At 69.9% G+C, this 20,077-nt stretch carries 19 protein-coding genes; 7 read left to right on the top strand and 12 right to left on the bottom strand.

Translation table 11 applies throughout. The annotated features are described in order from the left end of the window. Positions 1-21: 21 nt before the first annotated feature. The 6 genes from B0I29_RS03750 (at position 22) to fdhA (ending at position 5,222) form a co-directional block, all read left to right on the top strand. Positions 22-441 carry a hypothetical protein gene (locus B0I29_RS03750; protein WP_111647422.1) on the top strand — a complete coding sequence of 140 codons (420 nt, stop codon included), beginning with the start codon at positions 22-24 and terminating at the stop codon, positions 439-441. 359 nt (positions 442-800) lie between these two features. Next, positions 801-1,310, top strand: a complete 510-nt coding sequence (locus tag B0I29_RS03755; protein ID WP_111647423.1) for a hypothetical protein — start codon at positions 801-803, stop codon at positions 1,308-1,310. Between the two features lie 70 nt (positions 1,311-1,380). Further along, positions 1,381-2,067 (top strand): hypothetical protein, encoded by a 687-nt coding sequence (locus B0I29_RS03760; RefSeq protein ID WP_111647424.1) that lies wholly within the window; start codon positions 1,381-1,383, stop codon positions 2,065-2,067. Then, positions 2,057-3,415: an esterase/lipase family protein gene (locus B0I29_RS03765; RefSeq protein ID WP_111647425.1), complete on the top strand. Its 1,359-nt coding sequence runs from the start codon at positions 2,057-2,059 to the stop codon at positions 3,413-3,415. The genes B0I29_RS03760 and B0I29_RS03765 overlap by 11 nt, the downstream gene beginning before the upstream one ends. Beyond that, entirely contained in the window at positions 3,412-3,801 is a 390-nt protein-coding gene (locus B0I29_RS03770; RefSeq protein WP_146616711.1) for a hypothetical protein, read from the top strand. Before B0I29_RS03765 ends, B0I29_RS03770 begins: the two co-directional genes overlap by 4 nt. Before the next feature lie 182 nt (positions 3,802-3,983). Continuing rightward, positions 3,984-5,222: a formaldehyde dehydrogenase, glutathione-independent gene (gene fdhA / locus B0I29_RS03775; RefSeq protein WP_111647427.1), complete on the top strand. Its 1,239-nt coding sequence runs from the start codon at positions 3,984-3,986 to the stop codon at positions 5,220-5,222. 82 nt (positions 5,223-5,304) lie between these two features. Here fdhA and B0I29_RS03780 read toward each other — a convergent pair whose 3' ends face one another. After that, on the bottom strand, positions 5,305-6,096 hold the full coding sequence (locus tag B0I29_RS03780) for an intradiol ring-cleavage dioxygenase (protein ID WP_111647428.1): 792 nt from the start codon (positions 6,094-6,096) through the stop codon (positions 5,305-5,307). Between the two features lie 794 nt (positions 6,097-6,890). Beyond that, on the bottom strand, positions 6,891-7,913 hold the full coding sequence (locus B0I29_RS03785) for an oxidoreductase (RefSeq protein WP_111647429.1): 1,023 nt from the start codon (positions 7,911-7,913) through the stop codon (positions 6,891-6,893). 61 nt (positions 7,914-7,974) lie between these two features. On the opposite strand from B0I29_RS03785, the gene B0I29_RS03790 reads away from it, so the two are divergent. Then, a complete protein-coding gene (locus B0I29_RS03790) occupies positions 7,975-8,355 on the top strand; it encodes a MerR family transcriptional regulator (protein ID WP_111647430.1) in 381 nt (126 codons plus the stop codon). Here B0I29_RS03790 and B0I29_RS03795 read toward each other — a convergent pair. From B0I29_RS03795 to B0I29_RS03840, 10 genes are read right to left on the bottom strand one after another with little or no spacing between them, the layout of a single operon-like run. Then, positions 8,312-9,325, bottom strand: a complete 1,014-nt coding sequence (locus B0I29_RS03795; protein ID WP_111647431.1) for a GNAT family N-acetyltransferase — start codon at positions 9,323-9,325, stop codon at positions 8,312-8,314. The two genes, B0I29_RS03790 and B0I29_RS03795, sit on opposite strands and share 44 nt — an antisense overlap. A 27-nt stretch (positions 9,326-9,352) precedes the next feature. Continuing rightward, complete coding sequence (locus B0I29_RS03800; protein WP_111647432.1) at positions 9,353-10,573, bottom strand: FAD-dependent monooxygenase; 1,221 nt, start codon at positions 10,571-10,573, stop codon at positions 9,353-9,355. Between the two features lie 10 nt (positions 10,574-10,583). Continuing rightward, positions 10,584-11,606, bottom strand: a complete 1,023-nt coding sequence (locus tag B0I29_RS03805) for a GNAT family N-acetyltransferase (RefSeq protein WP_111647433.1) — start codon at positions 11,604-11,606, stop codon at positions 10,584-10,586. Positions 11,607-11,624: 18 nt separating this feature from the next. After that, positions 11,625-12,773: a hypothetical protein gene (locus B0I29_RS03810; RefSeq protein ID WP_111647434.1), complete on the bottom strand. Its 1,149-nt coding sequence runs from the start codon at positions 12,771-12,773 to the stop codon at positions 11,625-11,627. After that, the gene (locus B0I29_RS03815) at positions 12,770-14,005 is read right to left on the bottom strand and encodes an O-antigen ligase family protein (RefSeq protein ID WP_245972213.1); all 1,236 of its coding nucleotides are present in this window, start codon (positions 14,003-14,005) and stop codon (positions 12,770-12,772) included. The genes B0I29_RS03810 and B0I29_RS03815 overlap by 4 nt, the downstream gene beginning before the upstream one ends. After that, positions 14,002-15,273, bottom strand: a complete 1,272-nt coding sequence (locus B0I29_RS03820; RefSeq protein ID WP_111647435.1) for a lipopolysaccharide biosynthesis protein — start codon at positions 15,271-15,273, stop codon at positions 14,002-14,004. The genes B0I29_RS03815 and B0I29_RS03820 overlap by 4 nt, the downstream gene beginning before the upstream one ends. Then, positions 15,266-16,834: a tyrosine-protein kinase domain-containing protein gene (locus tag B0I29_RS03825; RefSeq protein ID WP_111647436.1), complete on the bottom strand. Its 1,569-nt coding sequence runs from the start codon at positions 16,832-16,834 to the stop codon at positions 15,266-15,268. Before B0I29_RS03825 ends, B0I29_RS03820 begins: the two co-directional genes overlap by 8 nt. Before the next feature lie 19 nt (positions 16,835-16,853). Next, a complete protein-coding gene (locus B0I29_RS03830) occupies positions 16,854-18,098 on the bottom strand; it encodes a glycosyltransferase family 4 protein (protein WP_245972215.1) in 1,245 nt (414 codons plus the stop codon). Continuing rightward, positions 18,091-19,215 carry a DegT/DnrJ/EryC1/StrS family aminotransferase gene (locus B0I29_RS03835; RefSeq protein WP_111647437.1) on the bottom strand — a complete coding sequence of 375 codons (1,125 nt, stop codon included), beginning with the start codon at positions 19,213-19,215 and terminating at the stop codon, positions 18,091-18,093. The genes B0I29_RS03830 and B0I29_RS03835 overlap by 8 nt, the downstream gene beginning before the upstream one ends. Next, a complete protein-coding gene (locus tag B0I29_RS03840) occupies positions 19,208-19,978 on the bottom strand; it encodes a polysaccharide deacetylase family protein (protein ID WP_111647438.1) in 771 nt (256 codons plus the stop codon). Before B0I29_RS03840 ends, B0I29_RS03835 begins: the two co-directional genes overlap by 8 nt. Positions 19,979-20,077: the final 99 nt, after the last annotated feature.

Raw genomic sequence — 20,077 nt, forward strand, 5'->3', positions numbered from 1 at the left:
CGGCGTTAGCATCGGGTCACCATGGAACTCCACTGGTGGACCATCGAGGTTCTGGACGGCGCGCATCAATCAGCGGCGCGCTGGCAGGACTCCTATGCCAACGTTCTGGTCGAGGCGGCCATCAGCCACGGGGCTTACGAGTGGACGTGGCACCGGCAGCCCTGGGGCCTGATCTTCGAGATCGGCTTCCGTGGTGATGACCGCTGGACGTCGTTCCGCGACCTGCCGGCGGTCCGCGCGGCCCTCGACGCGGTTCCCGACCCGATCAACGGCCTGCTGATCTATCCAGGCCGGGGCGGTAACTCGGGGCGTGTGTTGCCACGACGCCCTCGCCCGCAGGCCGGCGCCGGCGCGGCACCTCTCCCGGAGGAACCGGTCCGACAGCGGGTGGTCCTGGCCGTGAGCGCACCGGCCCCGACCCGAGGCGGCGTGGCCGCCTGACCCGGCCGACTCTAGCCGCTGCTCGATAGACGAAACCGCCGCTGCTCGATAGACAAAGCCGCCGCCGGTCCATGGGCGAAGCCGCCGCGAACGGCCAAACCTCGCGGTGTGTGTTGAGTTGGGGTGCGAATTGGACCCTGAATCGACACGCTGCTTCTGAGCTGCGCGATCTTGGGCCGTGGGTCACGTCGGGATGTGGTTGGGGGACCAAGATTGCGGCGGCGGACATGGTGGGACGCCATGGTTTTGGGCTAGGTTCCTAGGATGACCTAGCGTTGGCATGTCGGGTACAGGGCGGGACTGAACGGCTGCACTATGGACGGCGTAGACCCCAGGGAAGAGACTGGAAGGCGGGGGCTATGGCTTTCTACGGTGACCCGGACGAGTTGGATCGGCTTGCTGCCGAGCTGCGGGGTAAGGCCGCCCGCATCCGGAACGACGCGGCTGAGCACGAAGCACGCGGGCACACGGCCCGGTGGGTCTCCGACGCGGCTGCGGCTTATCGGCAGCAGCTTTCCCGGGACCGTGCGGAGACCGAGCGCCGGGCCGGGGAGATCGAGCATGCGGCGGCGTTGCTCGCCGCGCACGCCGATGAGGTACGCGAGACTCTCGCCGCCATCGCCCGGATCGAGAAGCAGATCACCGACTGGGTGTCCGACCAACGCCGATCTTTGATGGGCACGATCGACTCCGCAGCGGACAAGGTCACCGGCGCCGTCGACAAGGTCACCGGTGCCGTCGACCAGGTCGCGGACACCGCCGGGGGAGCGCTGCGCCGGGTGGTGGACTGGGCGGACGACCTTCCCGAGCCCGGCGACGTGCGCTGGCTCGAGGTCGGCCGCCTGATGAACAGGCAGGGCGCGCTGTGACCGGCAGGCGGATCGTGAACTCAAGGGGCGCGCTGTGACCGCGCGGCGGATTGTGCTCAGTCATGGGGAGATGGCTGCTCTCGTGGAGCGGGCCGGTGTGACGCTGCCGCCGGGGCTGGTTCCGGAGGATGCCGCTCCGAAAGAGCGGGAGTGGACCCCCGAAGAGGAACAGGCACTCGCCGTCAACGTCGCCGTTCTTGCGAAACCCGTCGTTGCGGTTCGCATCGAGACCGCTGTGCCGGGGCGGGTCCTGCGTGGACTGTTCAGCGTTTCCGGCAATCTTGGCGCCAGTCTCTTCCCGCTCGCTGGGGAGGCTGTGGAGCTGTCACTGTTCAACGCTACCGATCTCGGGCGTGAGCTGCTGCGGGCCGTGCCCGAGCCGGCTGACCTCGGTGGGAACTCCGTACAGTTCGCCTTGAATCCCGGCACGAGTGAACCGCTGACCGGGACCGTCGACCTGGCGGATCTGGCATGGCATCCCTGGATGCCGCCGCACGGTGACGAGCTCGCCGACCGTGCCCGCACGCAGACCCGGGGCAGCCTGTCCGCCCTGATCACCGGCCGTGCTCCGGACGGCGGGGTGCTCGCGGGGCAGGTGGCCTGGCTGCTCACCGGCACCCGGTGGACGGGGCTGCGGCCGATACCGGACGGCGACGGTACCCGGCAGGTCACGCTCGAGCCGGTGGACCGCGCCGACTTCCCGACCTGGGTGGCGCCACACCTCACTGCCGTCCTGGAGGCCGGCGGTGCCTCCTGAAAACGGAACTGAAACCCGGATCGCCGGCGGCGCGGGCGGGGTCGACGCCGACTACGACGACATGTTCACCCTCGCGGACAGCAGTGACGACCTGGCGTTCGCCCTCGGCCGGATCAGCGGCGAGTGCCACGCCGTCGCGGCCGACCCCGACCTGCTGGCCTCGGCGGCGCTTGCTCCGGTCTCGGCGGCCCGGTTCACCGGCGCGCTGCTCGCCGCCCTCGACGGGCCGGACGGGCTGACCGCGCAGGCGGCGGTGTTCGGGGTGCGGGCGCTCGGGCTGCGTACCGCGGTGGCGAGCTATGAGGCGACCGACCGCGCGCAGGCCGCGATGATCGACGCGGTGCTGTTCACCGGCGGGCTCGCCGCTCCGATCGTGCTGCCGGTCGCGATCACCGCGGCCGGGCTGTTCGCGGTCACCCACCCGGAAGTGGTGATGGACCCGCCGGACATTCAGGAACTGCTCACGAACCATCCGGGGACGGTCGACGCCGTGGTCGGCGCCGGACCGGGATTGCTCAGCTGGCTGCCGGGGGTCGGCGTCACCGACGTGCCGGGTGCGGCCGACCTGATCGCGAACCTGTATCCGGACGGGCGGCACACGGTCACTGATGTGGGTGTGGACGCGAATCCGCGTACCCAAGATCCTCCGGCCGGGATCGGTGACCTGATCGACGGCCTGGACCACCGCAATGGTGAGGTGAGCGGAGGCGAACCGGATCAGATCGACGTGCGGGTGATCACCGCGGCGGACGGGACGCGGTCGTTCGTGGTCGACATTCCGGGGACGAAGGACTGGAACGGGCCTCTGGAACACAATCCGGAGCTCAACGATCTCGGCACCAACCTGCACGTTCTCGCCGGTGACGTGAGTACGCGGGAGCATGCGATCGCCGAGGCGCTGCGGCAGGCGGGCGCGTCCGGCACCGATCCGGTCATGCTGATCGGGCATTCGCAGGGCGGCATGGTGGCGGCGCAGGCCGCGCACGATCACGGCAGCGGTACGTTCGACTTCAACGTGACGCACGTGGTGACCGCCGGTTCCCCGGTGGGCCGCATCGACGTGCCGGGTGACGTGCAGGTTCTCTCGCTGGAGAACCGGCACGACATCGTCCCGCACCTCGACGCGGCGGCGAACCCGGACCGGGCGAACTGGACGACGGTGACGTTCGCGAACCAGCACGGCACGATCGGCGAGGACCATTCGACGAGCGTCTCCTACCTGCCGGCCGCGCGGGATCTGGATGCCAGCAGCGACCCGTCGATCGTGGCATTCCGGGAGAGTGCCGAAAAATACCTCAGCGGGGATCAGGTGGAGAACCGCGTCTACGAGCTGACGAGAGTGCCATGAGACGACTGATAGTGATAATCCTGATGGTCCTCATCGCCGGCTGCGGGAACGATCAACAGCGTTACGACGCCACCACCGACACGCTCACCGACATCCTCGCCGCGCGCCCCGAGGTCGTGGACGCGAAGATCACGTACCAGAACAGCCTGGACGCGGCCGCCACCGCCGCCGCGAACGTCGAGGTCACCGAGGGTTCCGACCCGAAGCCGATCGCCGACGAGGTGGTCCGGCTGCTCTGGACCAGCACCCTCACCCCGCTCAACGGCGTCAGCGTCAGCGTCTGGGACGTCACCGACAACAAACGCAGCGACGTGCGCCAGCTCCAGTTCGAGGACCCGGCCACCAGGCAGCGGCTGGAGAGCGAGCACGGCAAACGCCCGGTCTAGACCGCGGCCCCGACTGGAACGCGAACCCCACCAGGTGCGCGCCGGTGCCGCTCCGGTCCTCGCCGGGTTAAACCACATCCGCCCACGGACGTATTCGTCATCAGCAACTACTGACGGTTCTGCTCCGGTCACACAACGAGAAGCATGGCGGTGACAACGACGTAACACACTGGAGGCGCACCATGTCAGGCAACAGAGCGGTTGTCTATCAGGGTCCCGGCCGGGTCGAGATCGCCGATCTCGACTACCCGACCTATGAGGTCAAGGACGGCCCCGGCGTCAACAAGATGAACGTCGGCCGCAGGACACCCCACGGCGCGATCCTCAAGACCGTAGCCAGCAACATCTGCGGCAGCGACCAGCACATGGTCCGCGGGCGCACCACCGCGCCGGAGGGCCTCGTCCTCGGCCACGAGATCACCGGCGAGGTGATCGACGTCGGCCCGGACGTCGAGTTCATCCGGGTCGGCGACATCGTCTCGGTGCCGTTCAACATCAGTTGCGGACGCTGCCGCAACTGCAAGGAACGCAAGACCGGCGTCTGTCTCAACGTCAACCCGGACCGGCCCGGTTCGGCGTACGGGTACGTCGACATGGGCGGCTGGGTCGGCGGACAGGCCGAGTACGTGATGGTTCCGTACGCCGACTGGAACCTGCTGCGATTCCCGGACCGGGACCAGGCCCTGGAGAAGGCCCTCGACCTGGCGATGCTCAGCGACATCTTCCCGACCGGATATCACGGCTGCGTCAGCGCCGGCGTGACCACCGGATCCACCGTCTACATCGCCGGCGCCGGACCGGTCGGCCTGGCCGCGGCCACGTCGGCGTTCCTGCTCGGCGCCGCCGTCGTGATCGTCGGCGACCTCAACGAGGAACGCCTCGCCCAGGCCCGCAGGTTCGGCTGCGAGACCATCAACGTGGCGAACGGCGACCCGGCCGAACAGGTCCAGCAGATCCTCGGCCGCTCCGCCCCGGCGATCGGCCAGCCGCTTGTCGACTCGGCCGTCGACGCGGTCGGATTCGAGGCGCGCGGCCACGGCCGTGACTCGGAGGTGGAGAAACCGGCCACCGTGCTCAACTCGCTGATGGACGTCACCCGCGCGGGCGGCGCGATCGGCATCCCCGGTCTCTACGTCACCGGCGACCCGGGCGGCGTCGACGAGGACGCCAAGGTCGGCTCGCTCTCGCTGCGTCTCGGCCTGGGCTGGGCGAAATCGCACTCCTTCGTCACCGGCCAGTGCCCGGTCATGAAGTACAACCACGGCCTGATGATGGCGATCCTGCACGACCGCGTGCAGATCGCGAAGAACGTCAACGCCAAGGCCATCTCGCTCGACGAGGCCCCGCAGGGCTACCAGGAGTTCGACCAGGGCGCGGCCCGCAAATACGTCCTCGACCCCCACGGGCTCATTCGCCGTTGATCGCTTGCGCTCCCTTCTTGGGTACGCGTGAAGCGGTGCCGGTCGTGCCGCCCAGCTGGCGACACGACCGGCACCACCGGGGTCAGACCGTGATGGTCAGGTTCGCCACGTAACCGGCGGACACCGAACCGGTCACGCTGGCCATCTGGGTCGCGGCCAGGTCGTCGCCGAACACCATGTCGCGAGCCAGGGTGATCCGCGACAGGTTGGTGACGCTCTGCGAATAGCCGGTGGCCGACGTGTAGACCGTCTGCGACACGTTCTGCGGCAGCGCGATCTGCGACGTCTTACGGATCGGGCCGGAACCGCTGGTGGCGGCGGCCAGGGACGCGAACACCTCGAAGTGGATGTGCGGCCAGCGGCCCGCGTAGCAGCCAGGATAGATGCTGGTGAACGTCGCGGTGCCGGATGCGTTCGTTACCTGGATGCCGCGCAGGTAGTTCTCGGTGGTCACGCCCGAGGAGTACAGCGAGTACCGCCCGGCCCGGTCACAGTGCCAGGCGTAGATGGCCGCGCCCGCGGTCGGTGTGCACGCCGAGTTCAGCACGGTGAGTGAGAACTGGAGCGGCACGCCCGGCGCCACCGTCGTCGACGTGCCGAACGATGGCCGGATGTCACTGCGCACGATCCCGGACTGCACGCGGACGTTCGGCCCGTTCGAGCCGTCCGCCGGATATGGCCCGGCGGTCTCCGAGTCGACCTCCGCCGCACACGCCGCGACCGCCGCGTCCGAGGCGGCGCCACTGAGCAGCGGCGCACCCAGAATCGCCACGCCACCTACGCCGGCGAGCATCCGCCGGCGCGACATGACGGGCAGGTCGTAAGCCAGGCCTTTGTCGTGCACCTCCCGCACGAAGGCCTCGTTGTCCTGCATGATTTCTCCCTTCTGCCGTTGGGGAAACAGAAGCGAAACATCGAAGTCTATGAATGACCTGTGGTTGATCTCCACCCCGCCATACCGCTTGAGTCATCCCGCCGCCACCGCCACCCCCGCCATCGCCGCCGCCATCGCCGCCACCACCACCCCGCCGGCGCCCACCCCCTCCGGCCGGGGCCCACCCCTGCCCGCCGTCGGCCGGCAGCGCACCTTGCCCTGTCCGTGTCGCGCTGCCGTGCGGCCCCGCCCGCCGCGGTGTCCAAGATTCGCCGAGCTGTTGCTCGGGTGGCTGGCCAGCGCCACCGTCTCGCCGAACCGTCACCGAGGGTGCGCGCCCGGCGAGGGGCGCCGCCGGCGACGGCGCGATCTTGGAGACCTGCGGCTGCTCTGACCCCCGCGGGTTTCCACAAAGCCAGAACGCTCCACGATTGTGGTGACAGCGCGTCACCAGGGTGCTAGCAGGCGACCGGAAATCGACACGCTACGGCGGCGGCTACCCGGAAACTCGTGAGTTTGCGGTCGATCGGACGGTCGATCGGACGGCTAAACCGCACAAGATCGAAACGACGCTCGCAACGAGAGCCACCGCGCGGCCGAATCCGCGATGAGTCCGCAGATGGCGAAATTCGAGGGGTCGAAATGGCGGCGCGGCTCGCCAGGTTCGGGGGAGGAGGCGGGAGGAAGCGGCGAGGGCGTTCCGGCGGGTGCTCGCGTTGGCGATCTTGAGCGATCGTCCACCTCGGAACGTAGAAAATCACTCAAGATCGCCAACGCATGCCGGGGCGGCGGGGTTAGAAGTAGGTGTCCTCGTGGGACTTCTCGTAGGGGTGGATCTCGCCGGGGTTGCCGGTGAGGGTGTGGTGGACCCAGGACGGGTTGCCGAGCAGGATGCGGCCCAGGGCTACCAGGTCGAACTCGCCCTGATCGAGACCGGTCAGCAGGCGGTCCTGGTGGGTGATGTCGCGGTCCAGGGCCACGGAGCCGACGGTGATGGCCGGCAGCCCGGTGATGCGGCGGGCCCAGCCGGCCAGGTTCAGCGGTGAGCCGTCGAAGACCGGTTCCCAGAAGCGGCGCTGGGAGGCGTGCAGCACGTCGGCGCCTGCTGCTGCCAGCGGCTCCAGCAGGGCTGCCAGCTCGGTCGGGGACTGCGCGATCCGTGCGGCGTAGTCACGCTCTTTGAACTGCGAGAACCGTACGATCAGCGGGGTTGTCGGCGGGAGCTGTGCGCGGACCGCGGCGACCACCGCGGCCGGGAAGGCCGCGCGGCGGGCCGGTGTGCCGCCGAACGCGTCGGTGCGCTGGTTGGTGGCCGGCCAGAGGAATTCGTCGAGCAGGTACCCGTGGGCGGCGTGGATCTCGACGGCGTCGAAGCCGGCGCGGACCGCCACCCGGGCGGACTCGGCGAACGCTTCGACGATGGTGTCGATATCGGACACGGCCATGGTTGCCGGGGTCCAGGACCAGCCCTCGCGCTCGCTGCCGAGGTGCCACAGCTGGGCGGCGATCCGGCCGCCGGCCGAGTGGACCGCGTCGGTGACCTGCCGCCAGCCCTGCTCGGCGGCTCCCGCGGTCATCCGGGGAACCGTGGTCTCGTGGCTCGCGCTCGGATGTCCGACCAGGGTCCCCTCGGTGACGATCAGGCCCACGCCGTTCTCGGCGCGGCGGCGGTAGTAGGCCGCTACCTCAGGAGTCGGCACGCCGCCGGGCGAGCGGAACCGGGTCATCGGCGCCATCACGAACCGGTTCGGCACGGTCAGCCCAGCCAGGGTGATCGGCGCGGTGAGCAGATCCAGCGAGAGGCTTGTCGTCGTCATGAGGAGACGCTAAAACTTGACATGGATGTGAGGTTCAAGAGGCTGTGACCGAGGAGACAAAATGCGGATCGGTGACCTCGCCGCGGCGACCGGTGCCAGTGCCCGATCGCTGCGTTACTACGAGGAGCAGGGCCTGCTCGCCAGCGTGCGCAGCCCCGGCGGTCAGCGTGGTTATCCGCACGCCGCGGTCGAGCGGGTCGGGCTGATCCGGTCGCTGCTCGCGGCCGGGCTGACCAGCGCTACCATCCGCGACGTGCTGCCGTGCGTGGCGGACGAGTCGATCCGCACCCCGTGGCTCGCCGACCGGCTGGGCGACGAGCTCACCCGGGTGGAGGGGCAGATCGCCGACCTGCACCGCACCCGGGACGTCCTGGCCGAGCTGGTGGAAAACTACAAGATCAACGGTACGGCGGAAACCGTCCTGTCAACGAATCAGGCGTGACCGGGCCGGCCAGTTTCTCGTACGCGATCGGGTCGGTGATCACTCGCCAGGTGTGGAAGTCCTGGCGCAGCGAGCCGAACGCGGCCTTGTAGCGGAACAGCGAGTCGTCCGAGCCGCCCAGCCCGCCACCGATGTGGAAGACCTGGTTGCCGCGCTCCCGGCCCCAGAGCCGCACCTCGTGGTAGAGCAGTTTGTCCGCCCACCAGATCTGACCGTCCCGGGTGGACTGCAGATGGGTGTGCATGATGCCCCCGTGTGAGAAGAACAGGTTGCCGCCGAGTACCTCGTCACCGCAGAGCGCCACCGCCAGGTGCAGGTTGTCGCCGAGCGCGTCCCGCAGCCGATGGAAGTGTGCGCGGTCGAAGAAGTAGAAGTCGGTCGCGCCGACCCGCTTCATCGTCGCGTGATAGGTCGAGATCCACTGGTCCAGCAGTGACCAGTCGTCGAACTCGATCCGGACCCCGGCCCGTTTCGACTTGTTGATCTGGTTGCGGTGGGTGCGGTGCGTCTCGCTCCAGAGCTGGTCCTCGGAGAGCGTCAGGTCGATGGCGACCGTCTCGCCGTGCCGGACCACCGTGCCGACCCGCTCCAGGGACACGGTCGGCGCCGGCAGCAGCGGGTGCAGCCGGACGAACGCGGTGATCGCGTCGTGGCAGCGCAGCAACTCGGCCATGGCCCGGGCGGCGCGCGCCCAGAACGCGGTGTTCGCCGGGGCGACGTCGCTGACCGGGCCCGGGTATCCGTACGGGGAGACGGCGTCACGCAGGCCGGTGCCCGGGATGGTTCGCAGCACCAGCGGGACCAGCATGACGTGGTCGGCTTCGTCGTATCGGAACGCGGCGGGTGTGCCCCCGGCCAGTTGCGCGTCCAGGGCGACGTAGTCGGGGAGGTGGTACACGTCGTGGCGGGCCTGGGCGAGCGCATCCGCCCACGCCGTGTCGCCGGGTTCCAGTAGGGCGCCTTCGGCCATCGGTCATCCCTTCGCGGTGGTCACCTGTCAGGCGGTGTTGGTGAGCATCGGGCGGCCGGGTGTCACCGGCCGTTTGCGGGCACGGCTCCACCGGCGGGCGCTCAACGTCCAGCGCAGCACGGTGCGCAGCACCCGGGTCTGCGTCGACATGTGCAGCAGGTATCGCCAGGTCGCGTACTCCCCGCGCCGGTTGGACAGCGCGTAGGAGAACCGTTTCGCGGGCAGGTCCGCGTACTCCTCGAAGCGCTCGAACCAGGCGCTGCTCGCCCGCGCGGCCTTCTGCAGCGGCGCGAGCGCCGCCTTGCGCCGGTGTTCGTACCGTTCGAGGGCCACCGGAAGAGCATCCCGGGAAGCGACCGCGTCCGCCAGGGCCATCGCGTCCTGCATCGCCAGTTTCGTGCCGGAGCCGATCGCGAAGTGGGTGGTGTGCGCCGAGTCGCCCATCAGCACTACGTTGCCGTGATCCCAGCGCTGCGCGGTGACCCGGCGGAAGTTCAGCCAGCCGGTCCCGCCGACCTCGGCGCGGTGGTCGATGAGCGGTTGCCCGCCCAGGTGCTTCGCGAAGATCTCCTGCAGCTTGGCGGTGCCGGCCCGGGCGTCGAGGGAGTCGAAACCCAGCGCCGCCCACGTCGACGGCTGGCACTCCACGATGAACGTGCTGGTCGAGGAGTTGAACGGGTACGCGTGGAACCAGATCCACCCGGCCGGCGTCTTCTCGAAACCGAACGTGAACGTGTCGAAGACATGCGGCGTGCCGAGCCAGATGTACTTGTTCGACGCGACCTCCACCTCGGCGCCGAAGTGCTCGGCGGCGGAGTCCCGGATCCGGCTGCGGGCGCCGTCGCAGGCCACCACCAGATCAGCCGGCGGCAGCGCGGCGATGTCGCTGAGCTCGTCCTGATAGCTGATCGTCACGCCGAGTTCGAGCGCACGCTCGGCGAGGATCTCCAGCAGGCGGTGCCGGCCCAGGCTGAAGCCGTACCCGGCGAGGTGGGTGACCGGTTTGCCGGTGGCCCGGACCTCGTACTCGTCCCATTTGCGGGCCGACTCCCAGATCCGTTCGGCGCTGACCTTGTCGTATCTGAACAGGTCGTCGAGCAGGTCGTCCCAGAACACCACGCCCCAGCCCCAGGTCACGCCGACCGGGTTGCGTTCCAGCACGGTGATCTCGTGGCTCGGGTCGGCGAGTTTCGCCAGCACCGAGAAGTACAGTCCGGCGGGTCCGCCACCGACGCAGGTGATCCGCATGGCGAGCTCCTTATCGGTAGGCGGGGAAGGTCGCGGTCAGGTCGTCCGGGTCGGCGCCGGGGCGCAGCCCGCCCACCAGCGCGCGATACCTGACCGGGTCGGCGACCACCCGCCAGGTGTGGAAGGCGTGCCGGCTGGGCGAGAACCCCGCCTTGTACGAGAACAGCGAATCGTTCGCCCCGCCCTTACCGCCGCCCAGGTGGAACACCTCGTCGCCGCGGTCCTTGCACCAGCGCCGCACCTCGTCGTACAGCATCTCGTCGGCGTAGCGTTTCGGCGCCCGGCGTGTCGACGAGACGTAACCGGTGGCGATGCCGTCGTATTCGAAGAAGGTGTTGCCGCCGACCACCTCGCCGTCCTCCAGCGCGACCGCCAGGTGCATCCGGTCGCCGACCGCGTCGTGCAGCGCCGCCAGATGCTCGCGGGTGAAGAAGTAGTAGTCGGTGGCGCCGACCCGGCGCATGTTGTCGTGGTACACCTCGACCCATTCGCCGAGCCGGTCCCAGTCGTCGAAGACCACCTCGGTGCCGGCCCGCTTGGCCCGGTTGATGTGGTTGCGATGGTCACTGCGGGTCTGCGACCACATCTCGTCGAGGCTCACCGTCAGATCCATCGACACTGTCTCGCCATGGTGGACGACCGCGCCGGCCTGCCGCATCGCCGGCACCGGCGCACCCAGCAGCGGATGCATCCGGATGAAGGCGGAGACGATGCCGTCGGCGCGCATCGTCTCCACGAACGCCGAACATGCCTGCTCCCAGAACGCGGCGTCCCCCGGCGCCGCGTCACTGACCGGGCCCGGGTAACCGTAGGGCGAGATCGCGTCCCGCAGCTCCGACTCCGGGATCGACCGCACGATCAGCGGGATCAGCAGCCGATGCCCGTCCCGCTCGAACCAGAACGCGGCCGGCGAGCCGCCGTAGAGCCGCGCATCCAGCACGACGTACTCCGGCACGTGGTACATGTCGTGCCCGACGTGCTGGAGGGTCTCCTTCCACTCCCGTGCCGATGGTTCCAGCAGGCATGCCGTCATGGTGTCTCCTTCCGCGTCTCAGCCGCGCAGCAAGCGGGCGTTGAGCGCCATGTTCGCGGCGAACTGATCGTTCACCACCTGGTGTTTCTCCAGCCGCAGTTGCACGGCCGGGTCGTAACGGCCCAGCTTCACCCAGCCGTCGGCGAACCAGCCGTTGTCGCTGCCGGTGCCGTCGACGAAAGCGCGATAGGTCGTCCCGCCGGGCCAGGCCACGGTGACGAGCAGGGCGGCGAAAGCCGCCATGTCCGCGTCGGTCCACCAGCTGCCGCGGTCACGCGCTTCCACGACGTACGCCATGACGCCGTTGCCGTGCCCGACGTCCTGACCCGGTCGTTTCGCCGACTCCCAGACATCGCTCCAGAAATAGGCCCGCGCATCGGCCGGATTACGGCGCAGCTGGCCCCGCAGCCGGGTCGCGATGGTGTCCGCCACCGTGGTGTACCGCGACTTGCGCCCGGCGTCCCCGGTGAGCCGGGCCAGGTTCAGCGCGATCAGCGCCCAGTGCGCCGCCATGTGCGTGCGCTCCCGGTAGATCGTGTCGTCGGCGCCCCGCGCGTACCACTTCTCGAAGATGTCCACCTCGGCGAACGCCAGCAGCTTGTCGTAGCGCGCGCGGTAACCGCCGTCGCCGAAGACGCCCGGGTTCTCCCGCATCGTGGTGAGCAGCGTGGTGGCGTACCGCCAGAAGTAGCTCTCGTAGAGCGGCACCTCGTCGCCGTGCTCGCCGGACTTGCTCGACGCCCAGCCGCGGTAACGGTCGGAGAACCCGCTCTGCGGCAGCGCCGCCGACGGTTTCGCCGACGCCACCACGTTCTCGGTGAACGTGAGCGCCCGGTCGAGGTATCGGCGCTGGTCGGTGGCCCGGAACATGGCCACGCAGGAGTCGACGTCGTAGGAGAGGTCGTAGTGGTCGCGGCTGTCGGCGGACCGGCTCAGCGGCAGGCCGTGCCGGTATTGGTAATCCCAGCTCTTCTGGAACACGGCGGCCCAGTGCGACACCGGTTTCACCTTCAGCCGGTCCTGTTTCGACGGGGCCGCGGCCGGCATCGGGTCACGGATCTCCGGCACCTCGTGGCCGCTGACCGCGGTGTGCGCCGCCGCGGTTCCGGCCGCGGCGAGGGCACCGGCGCCTAATAGAAGGAGGTTGCGCCTGCTCAGGGATCTCATCGGGGCACCGGCTCTCGGTCTCTCATGACCGGTACAACTTCGCGGGAAGGGGTCTCGGCGCGGGGCAGGGCGGCCGCGGCGGCGAGCGCCGCGAAGATCCAGGCGAGCCGGGAGTCGTAGTAGTCGCCGGAGAACAGGCTGCTCAACGCCACGAACACGGCCGCGGCGACGCAGAGGCCGGTCAGCTGCGGGCGGGCGCCGCCCCGGTAAACCAGACGGGTCCAGAGCACCACCGAGGTGGTCAGCAGGGCCAGACCGGCCAGGCCACCCTCGGCGGCGACGGCGAGCAGATAGTTGTGCGGGTACTCCACCATCTGGTTCACGCCGATCTCGCCGAAGAAGCCGTCCAGGCCGGCGCCGGCGATCGGATGGGTCAGGAACAGGTTCCAGGCGGCCGCCCAGATCGACGTGCGGTCCGACAGGTACTGCTCCTGGACGGTCTGCTCGACGAACCGCTCCTGGAACAGGCTGGTGAACTCCGGCGGCGAGAACGCCCACAGCGCGCCGACTACCGCGAGCAGGAACACCACGGCCGCGGCGATCGGACCGGCTTTGAGCCGGCGGCGCACCTTGAGCAGCGCGTACCCGCCGACCACCCCTCCTGCCAGCAGGCCGGCCCGGGAACCGGAGAGCACCGCGGCGAGCAGGAACAACGGGGTCACCAGCAGCGGCAGCAGCTTGCCGGTGACCATGTACAGCGCCACCGCGGCGATCACACCGAGCAGCTGGATGCGGACGAAGACGTTCGGGCCGCCACCGAACGCGGAGTACCGGCCCTGCTCGCCCGGCCCGCTGATCAGCAGGGCCTGCAGGGCGAACACGATCGCGGCGGCGAACATCAGGACGAACGTCGTGCGGATGACCGGTTCGGGGTCGCTTACCGCGTACCCATAGAAGGCTAGGACCAGGACGCCGAGAAGGACCAGGTCGAGGGTTTGCGGGCCGATCCGCGAAGCGGGAGGCGCCCAGAGCGCCGAGCCGATCTGGAAGAGGAAGAACAGGACCGCGACGAGCAGCCAGCCCTCCCGGCGGGTCGGCGCCTGCTGCAGCGCGGGGCGGCGGGCCAGATCGATGGCGAGCAGGACCAGCGCGATGATCAGGCCGATCACCCGCAGGTCCACCCAGGCGAGTTCGAGGAAACCGGCCCGGTCGAGGGTGTACCGGCCGCCGATCGTCACCAGGACCAGTACCAGTCCCGGTGCGAAGAAGGCCTGCTTGGGCACCCTGGTCACTTCGTGACGACCCGGGTGGCGATGAGCGCGAAGATCAGGCAGGCGCCGTAACCGAGCAGTGAGCCCCAGGCCGCGCCGAGGATGCCGATCTTGGGGATGAGCAGGATGTACGCGGCGAAGCTGACCACGAACCCGGTGATCTCGGCGGCCGAGACGAGACCGCCGTGGCCTTTGGCGATCAGCAGGCCGAGGCTGACCCGGGACACCGCGTAGAGGCCGGCCGCGGCCACCAGCGGCAGCACGATCACTTTTGCCGGCGCGTAGTGGTGGCCGAACAGCGGCTCGATCAGCAGGTACAACCCGCCGGCCGCGAACGGGACCACCACCAGGACGTAAACGGCGGCGGCCACCACGATCTTCTTGGCCTGCAGGGTGCCCTCACGGTAGGAGGCACGCCAGCGGCCCAGACGCGAGTCCGCGTACGCCCGCAGCGGCCACGCCAGCAGCTCGGTCATCGTGGCGACCGAGGCGTAGAGGCCCAGTGCCGCCGTCGAGGCGAGCGCCGGGATGACCAGGCGGTCCACCCGCAGCATCGCCATGTTCGACAGCGCCGCCGGGAACAGCGACAGACCCTCGCGCCGGACCAGGCGGTTCTGCGCTGCCGTGATCGGGCTGTCGGTGTCGAGGACCGGCAGCCGCAGCCAGATCACCAGGTACACGATCGTCGGTGCGGCCCCGGCCACCAGGTACGCGAGGAACCAGGTCTCCGGGTGCGCGGCGCCTGCGACGTAGAGCGCGACCAGCCCGCCGAGCAGCAGCACCGCCTCGATGACCCGGCAGAACAGGAAGTCACGGACCCGGCCGACCGCGATCGCGATCGACCGGGTGGCCAGGCCGGCCGCTTCGATCAGCGCGTACCAGGCGAGCATCCCGATGATCAGCGCGCCGGGGGTGTACCGCTGCGGCGCGACCAGCGCGTAGAGCACGGCGCCGCCGAGGAACAGCAGAGCGGGTACGGCCAGCAGGCTCGCGTACGCGCGGACCGCCGGCGCCGGCGAGACGTTGTGATAGCTGGCCACGAAGCTGCGTTCGGTGCCGAGCAGCAGCACCTGGGTGGCGAGGTAGACCACCTGCAGCATCAGGGCGACCTCACCGCGGTGGGTGGGGGTGAGCGAGCGGACCATCAGGATGTTCGCGGCGAGGGCGACCACCCCGGTGAGCACCTGCGAGGCGAGCAGCTGGATGTACGGCTCCCGCAGCATGCGCAGCAGCCAGGGGAACGGGTCGCCGCGTTTGCTCGGGGTCTGTCGTACCTGGAGCTCACTCACCTTTCCGCTGCTCCTCTTCCGGCTTCTCCGGCTCCTGCTGCTCGGGTTCTCGCTGGGCGGGGACCTCGGGCTCGATGGCGCCCTGCACCACGCCGGCGGCCTGCGCCACGCTGGCCCGGCCGCGGGCCGGACCGACCGGCGGCAGCGAGACGAACGTGTCCTCCATCCGGTGCCAGGTCGGGGTCACCGGGTCCGGGAGCAGGCCGATACTGTCCAGGCCGGTGCCGCTGTCCAGGCCGGTCTGCACCTCGGCGACCACCTCGTGCCAGTCCTTGCCGGTCGGCAGCTTGCGGGGCAGCGCGTTGAGCACCGCACCGGAGACCCGCGCGCCGACCCGCTGGAGCAGGTCCATCGACTTCTCCACCTCGGCGGCGCGGGTGCGGTTCGCCCGGACCACCAGCAGCGCGCTGTCGGTGACCTGGCTGAGCACCGCGGCGTCGGCGACACCGTGCAGCGCCGGGGAGTCGACAAGCACGATGTCGAAACGTTCGGTGAGGGTACGCACGGTGGCGCCCAGCCGCGGCGACGCGAGGATCTCGCCGGGGTCGGGCACGTTCTCTCCCGAGGGCAGCACTGTCACCCGGCCGCCGAGCGAGGTCTGCAGCACGTCGGGCATCCTGGCGTCACCGGTGAGCACCTCGGCCAGCCCGCGCGACGACTCCAGGTCGAGGTATCGGCCCAGTCCGGGCGTACGCAGGTTGGCGTCGACCACCGCGACCCGGGCGCCGGTCTCGGCCATCGCGATCGCCAGCCCGCAGGTCACCGCGGTGGTGCCCTCCCGGCGGCTGGAGCCGGTGAGCAGCACCGACCGGCCCCGCCCGGACGGCCCGGACGCCCGGCTCGCGTCGGCGAACTCCGGCAGCAGGCTGCGCAGCCGGCGGAACGCCTCGGCCAATGCCTGGTCCGGGTCGGTGGTACGCCGGTTGCCGAGAGCGATGATCCCGACCGTGCCGAGACCGAGCCGGCGCAGGTCGTCCTCCTCGGCCACCGTCTTCGCGGTCGCCTCTCGGATCGCCACCGCGATCGCGCCGATCAGCAGGCCGAGCACGGCCGCGAAGCCCACGTTGCGCAGCAGGTTCGTCGGTTCCTCCACGGTGACCGCGTCCTGAACGATCGAGATGGCCGGCGCCGGCGCGTCGCTGTCACCGGTCGTGCCGATCTGCCGGGCCAGGCTGACCAGCACCGACGCGGCCGTGGTGACGATCTGCCGGCTGCTCTCCGCCTCGGTGTCGGTCGCCGAGATCTGCAGCAGGTCGGTGCCCTCCTTGACCTGCGCGGACAGGCTCTTCTGCACCTGTTCGGCGGTCACGTCCGGGCCGAGCCGGTCGACCACGCCGTTCGCCACCCGCGGGCCGGTCAGCAGCGCGATGTAGGAGTTCAGCCGGCGGGCGTCGGCATCCGGGTCACCGTTCCCGCCGGTGACGAACACGATCATGGAGGATTTGTGCACGGGCGGCCCGGTCAGCGTCAGGCCCGCCGCGACACCGATCGCGACGATCACCGGCACCAGCAGCCAGAGCCATCGACGCCGGCAGGCCCTGATGTACGCACGCAGTTCCACGCTGACTTCCCCCGCTTCGTCAGGACTGCTCGGAGAGGACCGGACGTTTCGCCGCCGACCGGTTGAGTACTTCCTCGAAACGGTCGAAGAGCAGGTCCCGGGAGAACCGCTCGACGGCCAGCTGATGCGCGGCCTCCCGCGCCCGTTTCAGCCACAGCTCGTCGCGCAGGTGCCTCACCAGCAGCGACGCCGCCTCCTCGGTGTTCTCCGGGTCGAGCACCAGCCCGGCGCCGGTCTCGCGCAGCAGGTCGGCCTGCCAGCCGCCGTAGTTGATGGCGATCGGCCGCGACGCCGCGAGCGCGTCGAAGAACTTGTTCGCCGAGTTGTCCCACAGCCCGCGGATCGGGCGGACGAAACTGGTCGACATGGTGGCCGCGCCGAGGATCACCGGGAGCTCGGATTTCGGCACCTTCTCCCACATGTGCACGACGTTGCCGAGCAGGCCGTGGTCGGCGGCCAGCTCCTTTGTGGGCTCCCACTCCTTGCCGTGCCCGACGATCAGCACCCGGATGTCCGGGTCGATCTCCACCATCCGGGAGGCGGCGCGCACGATGTAGTCGACGCCGTTCACCGCGCCGAGAGCGCCCGTGTAGACGAGCAGCGGGCGGTCGCCGAGCCAGTCGTGCCGGGCACGGAAGGCCTGCACGGCCTCCGCGGAGACGGTGAAGAGATCCAGGTCGGCGGCGTTCGGGATGACCGTCGTGCGGGTCTTCGGCCGGCGCTTCGTGATGCCGGCAGCCATCCCGGGGGACAGGGCGATGACCTCGGACGCGTTGCGGTAGGCGAAGTTCGCCAGGGCGCCGGCCAGGCCACGGGCGAGCGGGTTGCGCAGCGCGCCCATCTCGATCGGCACCTCGGGCCACAGGTCGCGGACCTCGAAGACGAACGGCACCCGGCGCAGTTTCGCCGCGATCACCCCGGGCACGGCCACGGTCAGCGGCGTGCTGGTGGCGAAGACCAGATCGGCTTTCAGCCGGGCGGCTCGCGCCGCCGCGAGCACCATGAACTCGGCGAAGGCGCGCAGCCGCCGGGCATAGGACATGTTGTTCGAGTACGGGATCCGGAACCAGTGCACCCGTACCCCGTCGTCCTCGGTCACCTTCCAGCCCAGGTCCCGGTCGCCCGGCGTGATGTCCGTGGTGATCACGTCGACGGTGTGGCCACGGGCGACCAGCCGGCGCGCCTGCTCGTACGAGCGGATGCCGCCGGCCATCCCCGGATTGCAGTAGTACTGGTGGATGTAGACGATGTGCACCTCAGCCACCCCGTTTGCTGGTCGAACGGACCACGTCGGCGACGCGCTCCCGGTCGCGCGCGGTGAGCGCGGAACCGCTGGGCAGGCAGAGCCCGCGATGGAACAGGTCGGCGCTGACGTCGCCGCCGCGCATCACGCAGTCCTGGAAGACCGGCTGCAGGTGCATCGGTTTCCACGCGGGCCGGGCCTCGATGTCGTGCCGGGCCAGCTCGGCGATGATCCGGTCGCGGCCCTCGTCGACCAGCAGGCAGGTGAGCCAGTAGTTCGGTGTCCCGTAGTCGGCGATCGGCATGAACGTCATGCCGGGCAGGTCACCGAGCGCCTGCCGGTAGAACTCGAACGTCTCGCGCCGGGCGGCGATCATCTGCTCCAGGCGCTGCACCTGGCCCCGGCCGACCGCGGCGAGCAGGTTGCTGAGCCGGTAGTTGTAGCCGACGCTGCGGTGCTCGTAGTGCGCCACCGGCTCGCGGGCCTGGGTGGCGAGGTGCCGGGCCTGCTTGGCGATCCGGCCGTCGTCGGTGACCAGCATCCCGCCGCCACCGGTGGTGATGATCTTGTTGCCGTTGAACGACAGGACACCGGCCAGCCCGAACGAGCCGGCCGCCCGGCCCTGATAGGTCGCGCCGAGAGCCTCCGCGGAGTCCTCGATCAGCGGGACGCCGTACCGGTCGCAGGCGGTCAGCAGCGGTTCGTAATCGGCGCACTGGCCGTACATGTCGACGGCGATCACCGCGCGGGGCAGCTGGCCGCGCTCGGCCCGGGACGCGAGCTCGTCGGCGATCAGGTCGGGGTCGACGTTCCAGCTGTCCGGGGTGCTGTCCACGAAGACCGGGCGGGCGCCGAGGTACATCACCGCGTTGGCGCTGGCGGCGAACGTGAACGACGGCACCAGCACGGTGTCGCCGCGCCGCACCCCGGCGGCGATCAGGGCCAGGTGCAGCGCCGCGGTGCCGCTGCTCAGCGCGACCGCGTGCCGCACACCGACCAGCTCGGCGACCTGGTCCTCGAAGGCGTCCAGGTCGGGGCCGACCGGGGCCACCCAGTTCGAGTCGAACGCCTTGAGCAGCAGCTTGCGCTCCAGGTCGCTGACGTCCGGTGGAGAGAGGAAGATGCGTGCGTCAGTCATGAACCCGGGTCCTCACCGCCATGATCGGCCAGGCGGGGTGCAGGCCCTGGCGTCGGATCCACATCGGCGAATCGCCCGGGTGCATGGCCGGGCGCAGCGTCGTGGCGAAACTGCGATAACCCGCGTCCCGCGCGACGCGCACGTCACGCTCACGGAAATCGACGGCGGGATGTCCGTACGGGGCGGCGAAGTCGGTGACCTCGATGCCGAGCTCGTCCTCGATCTCGCGTTTCGAGTCGCGGATCTCCCGGGCCGCGGTCTCGTCGTCCTGGTCGGCGAGGCGGTGGTGGGTCACCGTGTGCGATCCGAACTGGAACCCGGCCGCGGACAACTGCCGGCAGTCCTGCCAGGTCAGGTTGCCCTGCTGGCCGACCATGCCGGAGGTCAGGAAGAACATCGCCGGAACCTTCATCTCCAGCAGGATCGGGGCGGCCACGTCACGCCAGCTCAGGTGCGCGTCGTCGAAGGAGAGGCAGAACATCGGGCCGGTCAGCGGCTTGTCGCCGGCCAGCACGGCGAGGGCCTCGTCCCACCCGATCATCGGGCCGTGCCGGCTCAGGGTGCGCAGGTGGCGGCGCAGGTCGCCGGCGTACGCCGGGAGGACGTCGTGGTAGAACGGGAAGTAGAGGCCCGGTGCGCTGGGCAGGCGGCGGAGGAGTCCGGCGGGCGCCAGGATCCGGCCCTGGGTCCGGGGATGCGCCCGCAGCCGGCTACGCAGCCCGAGCTCGTTCAGGCGCTTCTTCAGCGCCGTGGGCGGGTGCATGGTCCCCCTTCGGTCTCGTTTGGTCTCGACCACGAAGGGCCACGACGCTCTGCGCCCCGCGGCTCTTCACCCACGATGGCAAATGCGTACGGGCAACGG

Origin of the sequence: Actinoplanes lutulentus (assembly GCF_003259845.1) — a bacterium.
In the GTDB taxonomy this organism is placed as follows: domain Bacteria; phylum Actinomycetota; class Actinomycetes; order Mycobacteriales; family Micromonosporaceae; genus Actinoplanes; species Actinoplanes lutulentus.

Bases quoted from the DNA above. Each gene is read 5' to 3' on its own strand.
- B0I29_RS03790 (WP_111647430.1), top strand. From the start codon at position 7,975: ATGCGGATCGGTGACCTCGCCGCGGCGACCGGTGCCAGTGCCCGATCG.
- B0I29_RS03810 (WP_111647434.1), bottom strand. From the start codon at position 12,773: ATGAGATCCCTGAGCAGGCGCAACCTCCTTCTATTAGGCGCCGGTGCC.
- B0I29_RS03835 (WP_111647437.1), bottom strand. From the start codon at position 19,215: ATGACTGACGCACGCATCTTCCTCTCTCCACCGGACGTCAGCGACCTG.
- fdhA (WP_111647427.1), top strand. From the start codon at position 3,984: ATGTCAGGCAACAGAGCGGTTGTCTATCAGGGTCCCGGCCGGGTCGAG.
- B0I29_RS03770 (WP_146616711.1), top strand. From the start codon at position 3,412: ATGAGACGACTGATAGTGATAATCCTGATGGTCCTCATCGCCGGCTGC.
- B0I29_RS03800 (WP_111647432.1), bottom strand. From the start codon at position 10,573: ATGCGGATCACCTGCGTCGGTGGCGGACCCGCCGGACTGTACTTCTCG.
- B0I29_RS03760 (WP_111647424.1), top strand. From the start codon at position 1,381: ATGGCTGCTCTCGTGGAGCGGGCCGGTGTGACGCTGCCGCCGGGGCTG.
- B0I29_RS03785 (WP_111647429.1), bottom strand. From the start codon at position 7,913: ATGACGACGACAAGCCTCTCGCTGGATCTGCTCACCGCGCCGATCACC.
- B0I29_RS03755 (WP_111647423.1), top strand. From the start codon at position 801: ATGGCTTTCTACGGTGACCCGGACGAGTTGGATCGGCTTGCTGCCGAG.
- B0I29_RS03750 (WP_111647422.1), top strand. From the start codon at position 22: ATGGAACTCCACTGGTGGACCATCGAGGTTCTGGACGGCGCGCATCAA.
- B0I29_RS03805 (WP_111647433.1), bottom strand. From the start codon at position 11,606: ATGACGGCATGCCTGCTGGAACCATCGGCACGGGAGTGGAAGGAGACC.
- B0I29_RS03840 (WP_111647438.1), bottom strand. From the start codon at position 19,978: ATGCACCCGCCCACGGCGCTGAAGAAGCGCCTGAACGAGCTCGGGCTG.
- B0I29_RS03780 (WP_111647428.1), bottom strand. From the start codon at position 6,096: ATGCAGGACAACGAGGCCTTCGTGCGGGAGGTGCACGACAAAGGCCTG.
- B0I29_RS03795 (WP_111647431.1), bottom strand. From the start codon at position 9,325: ATGGCCGAAGGCGCCCTACTGGAACCCGGCGACACGGCGTGGGCGGAT.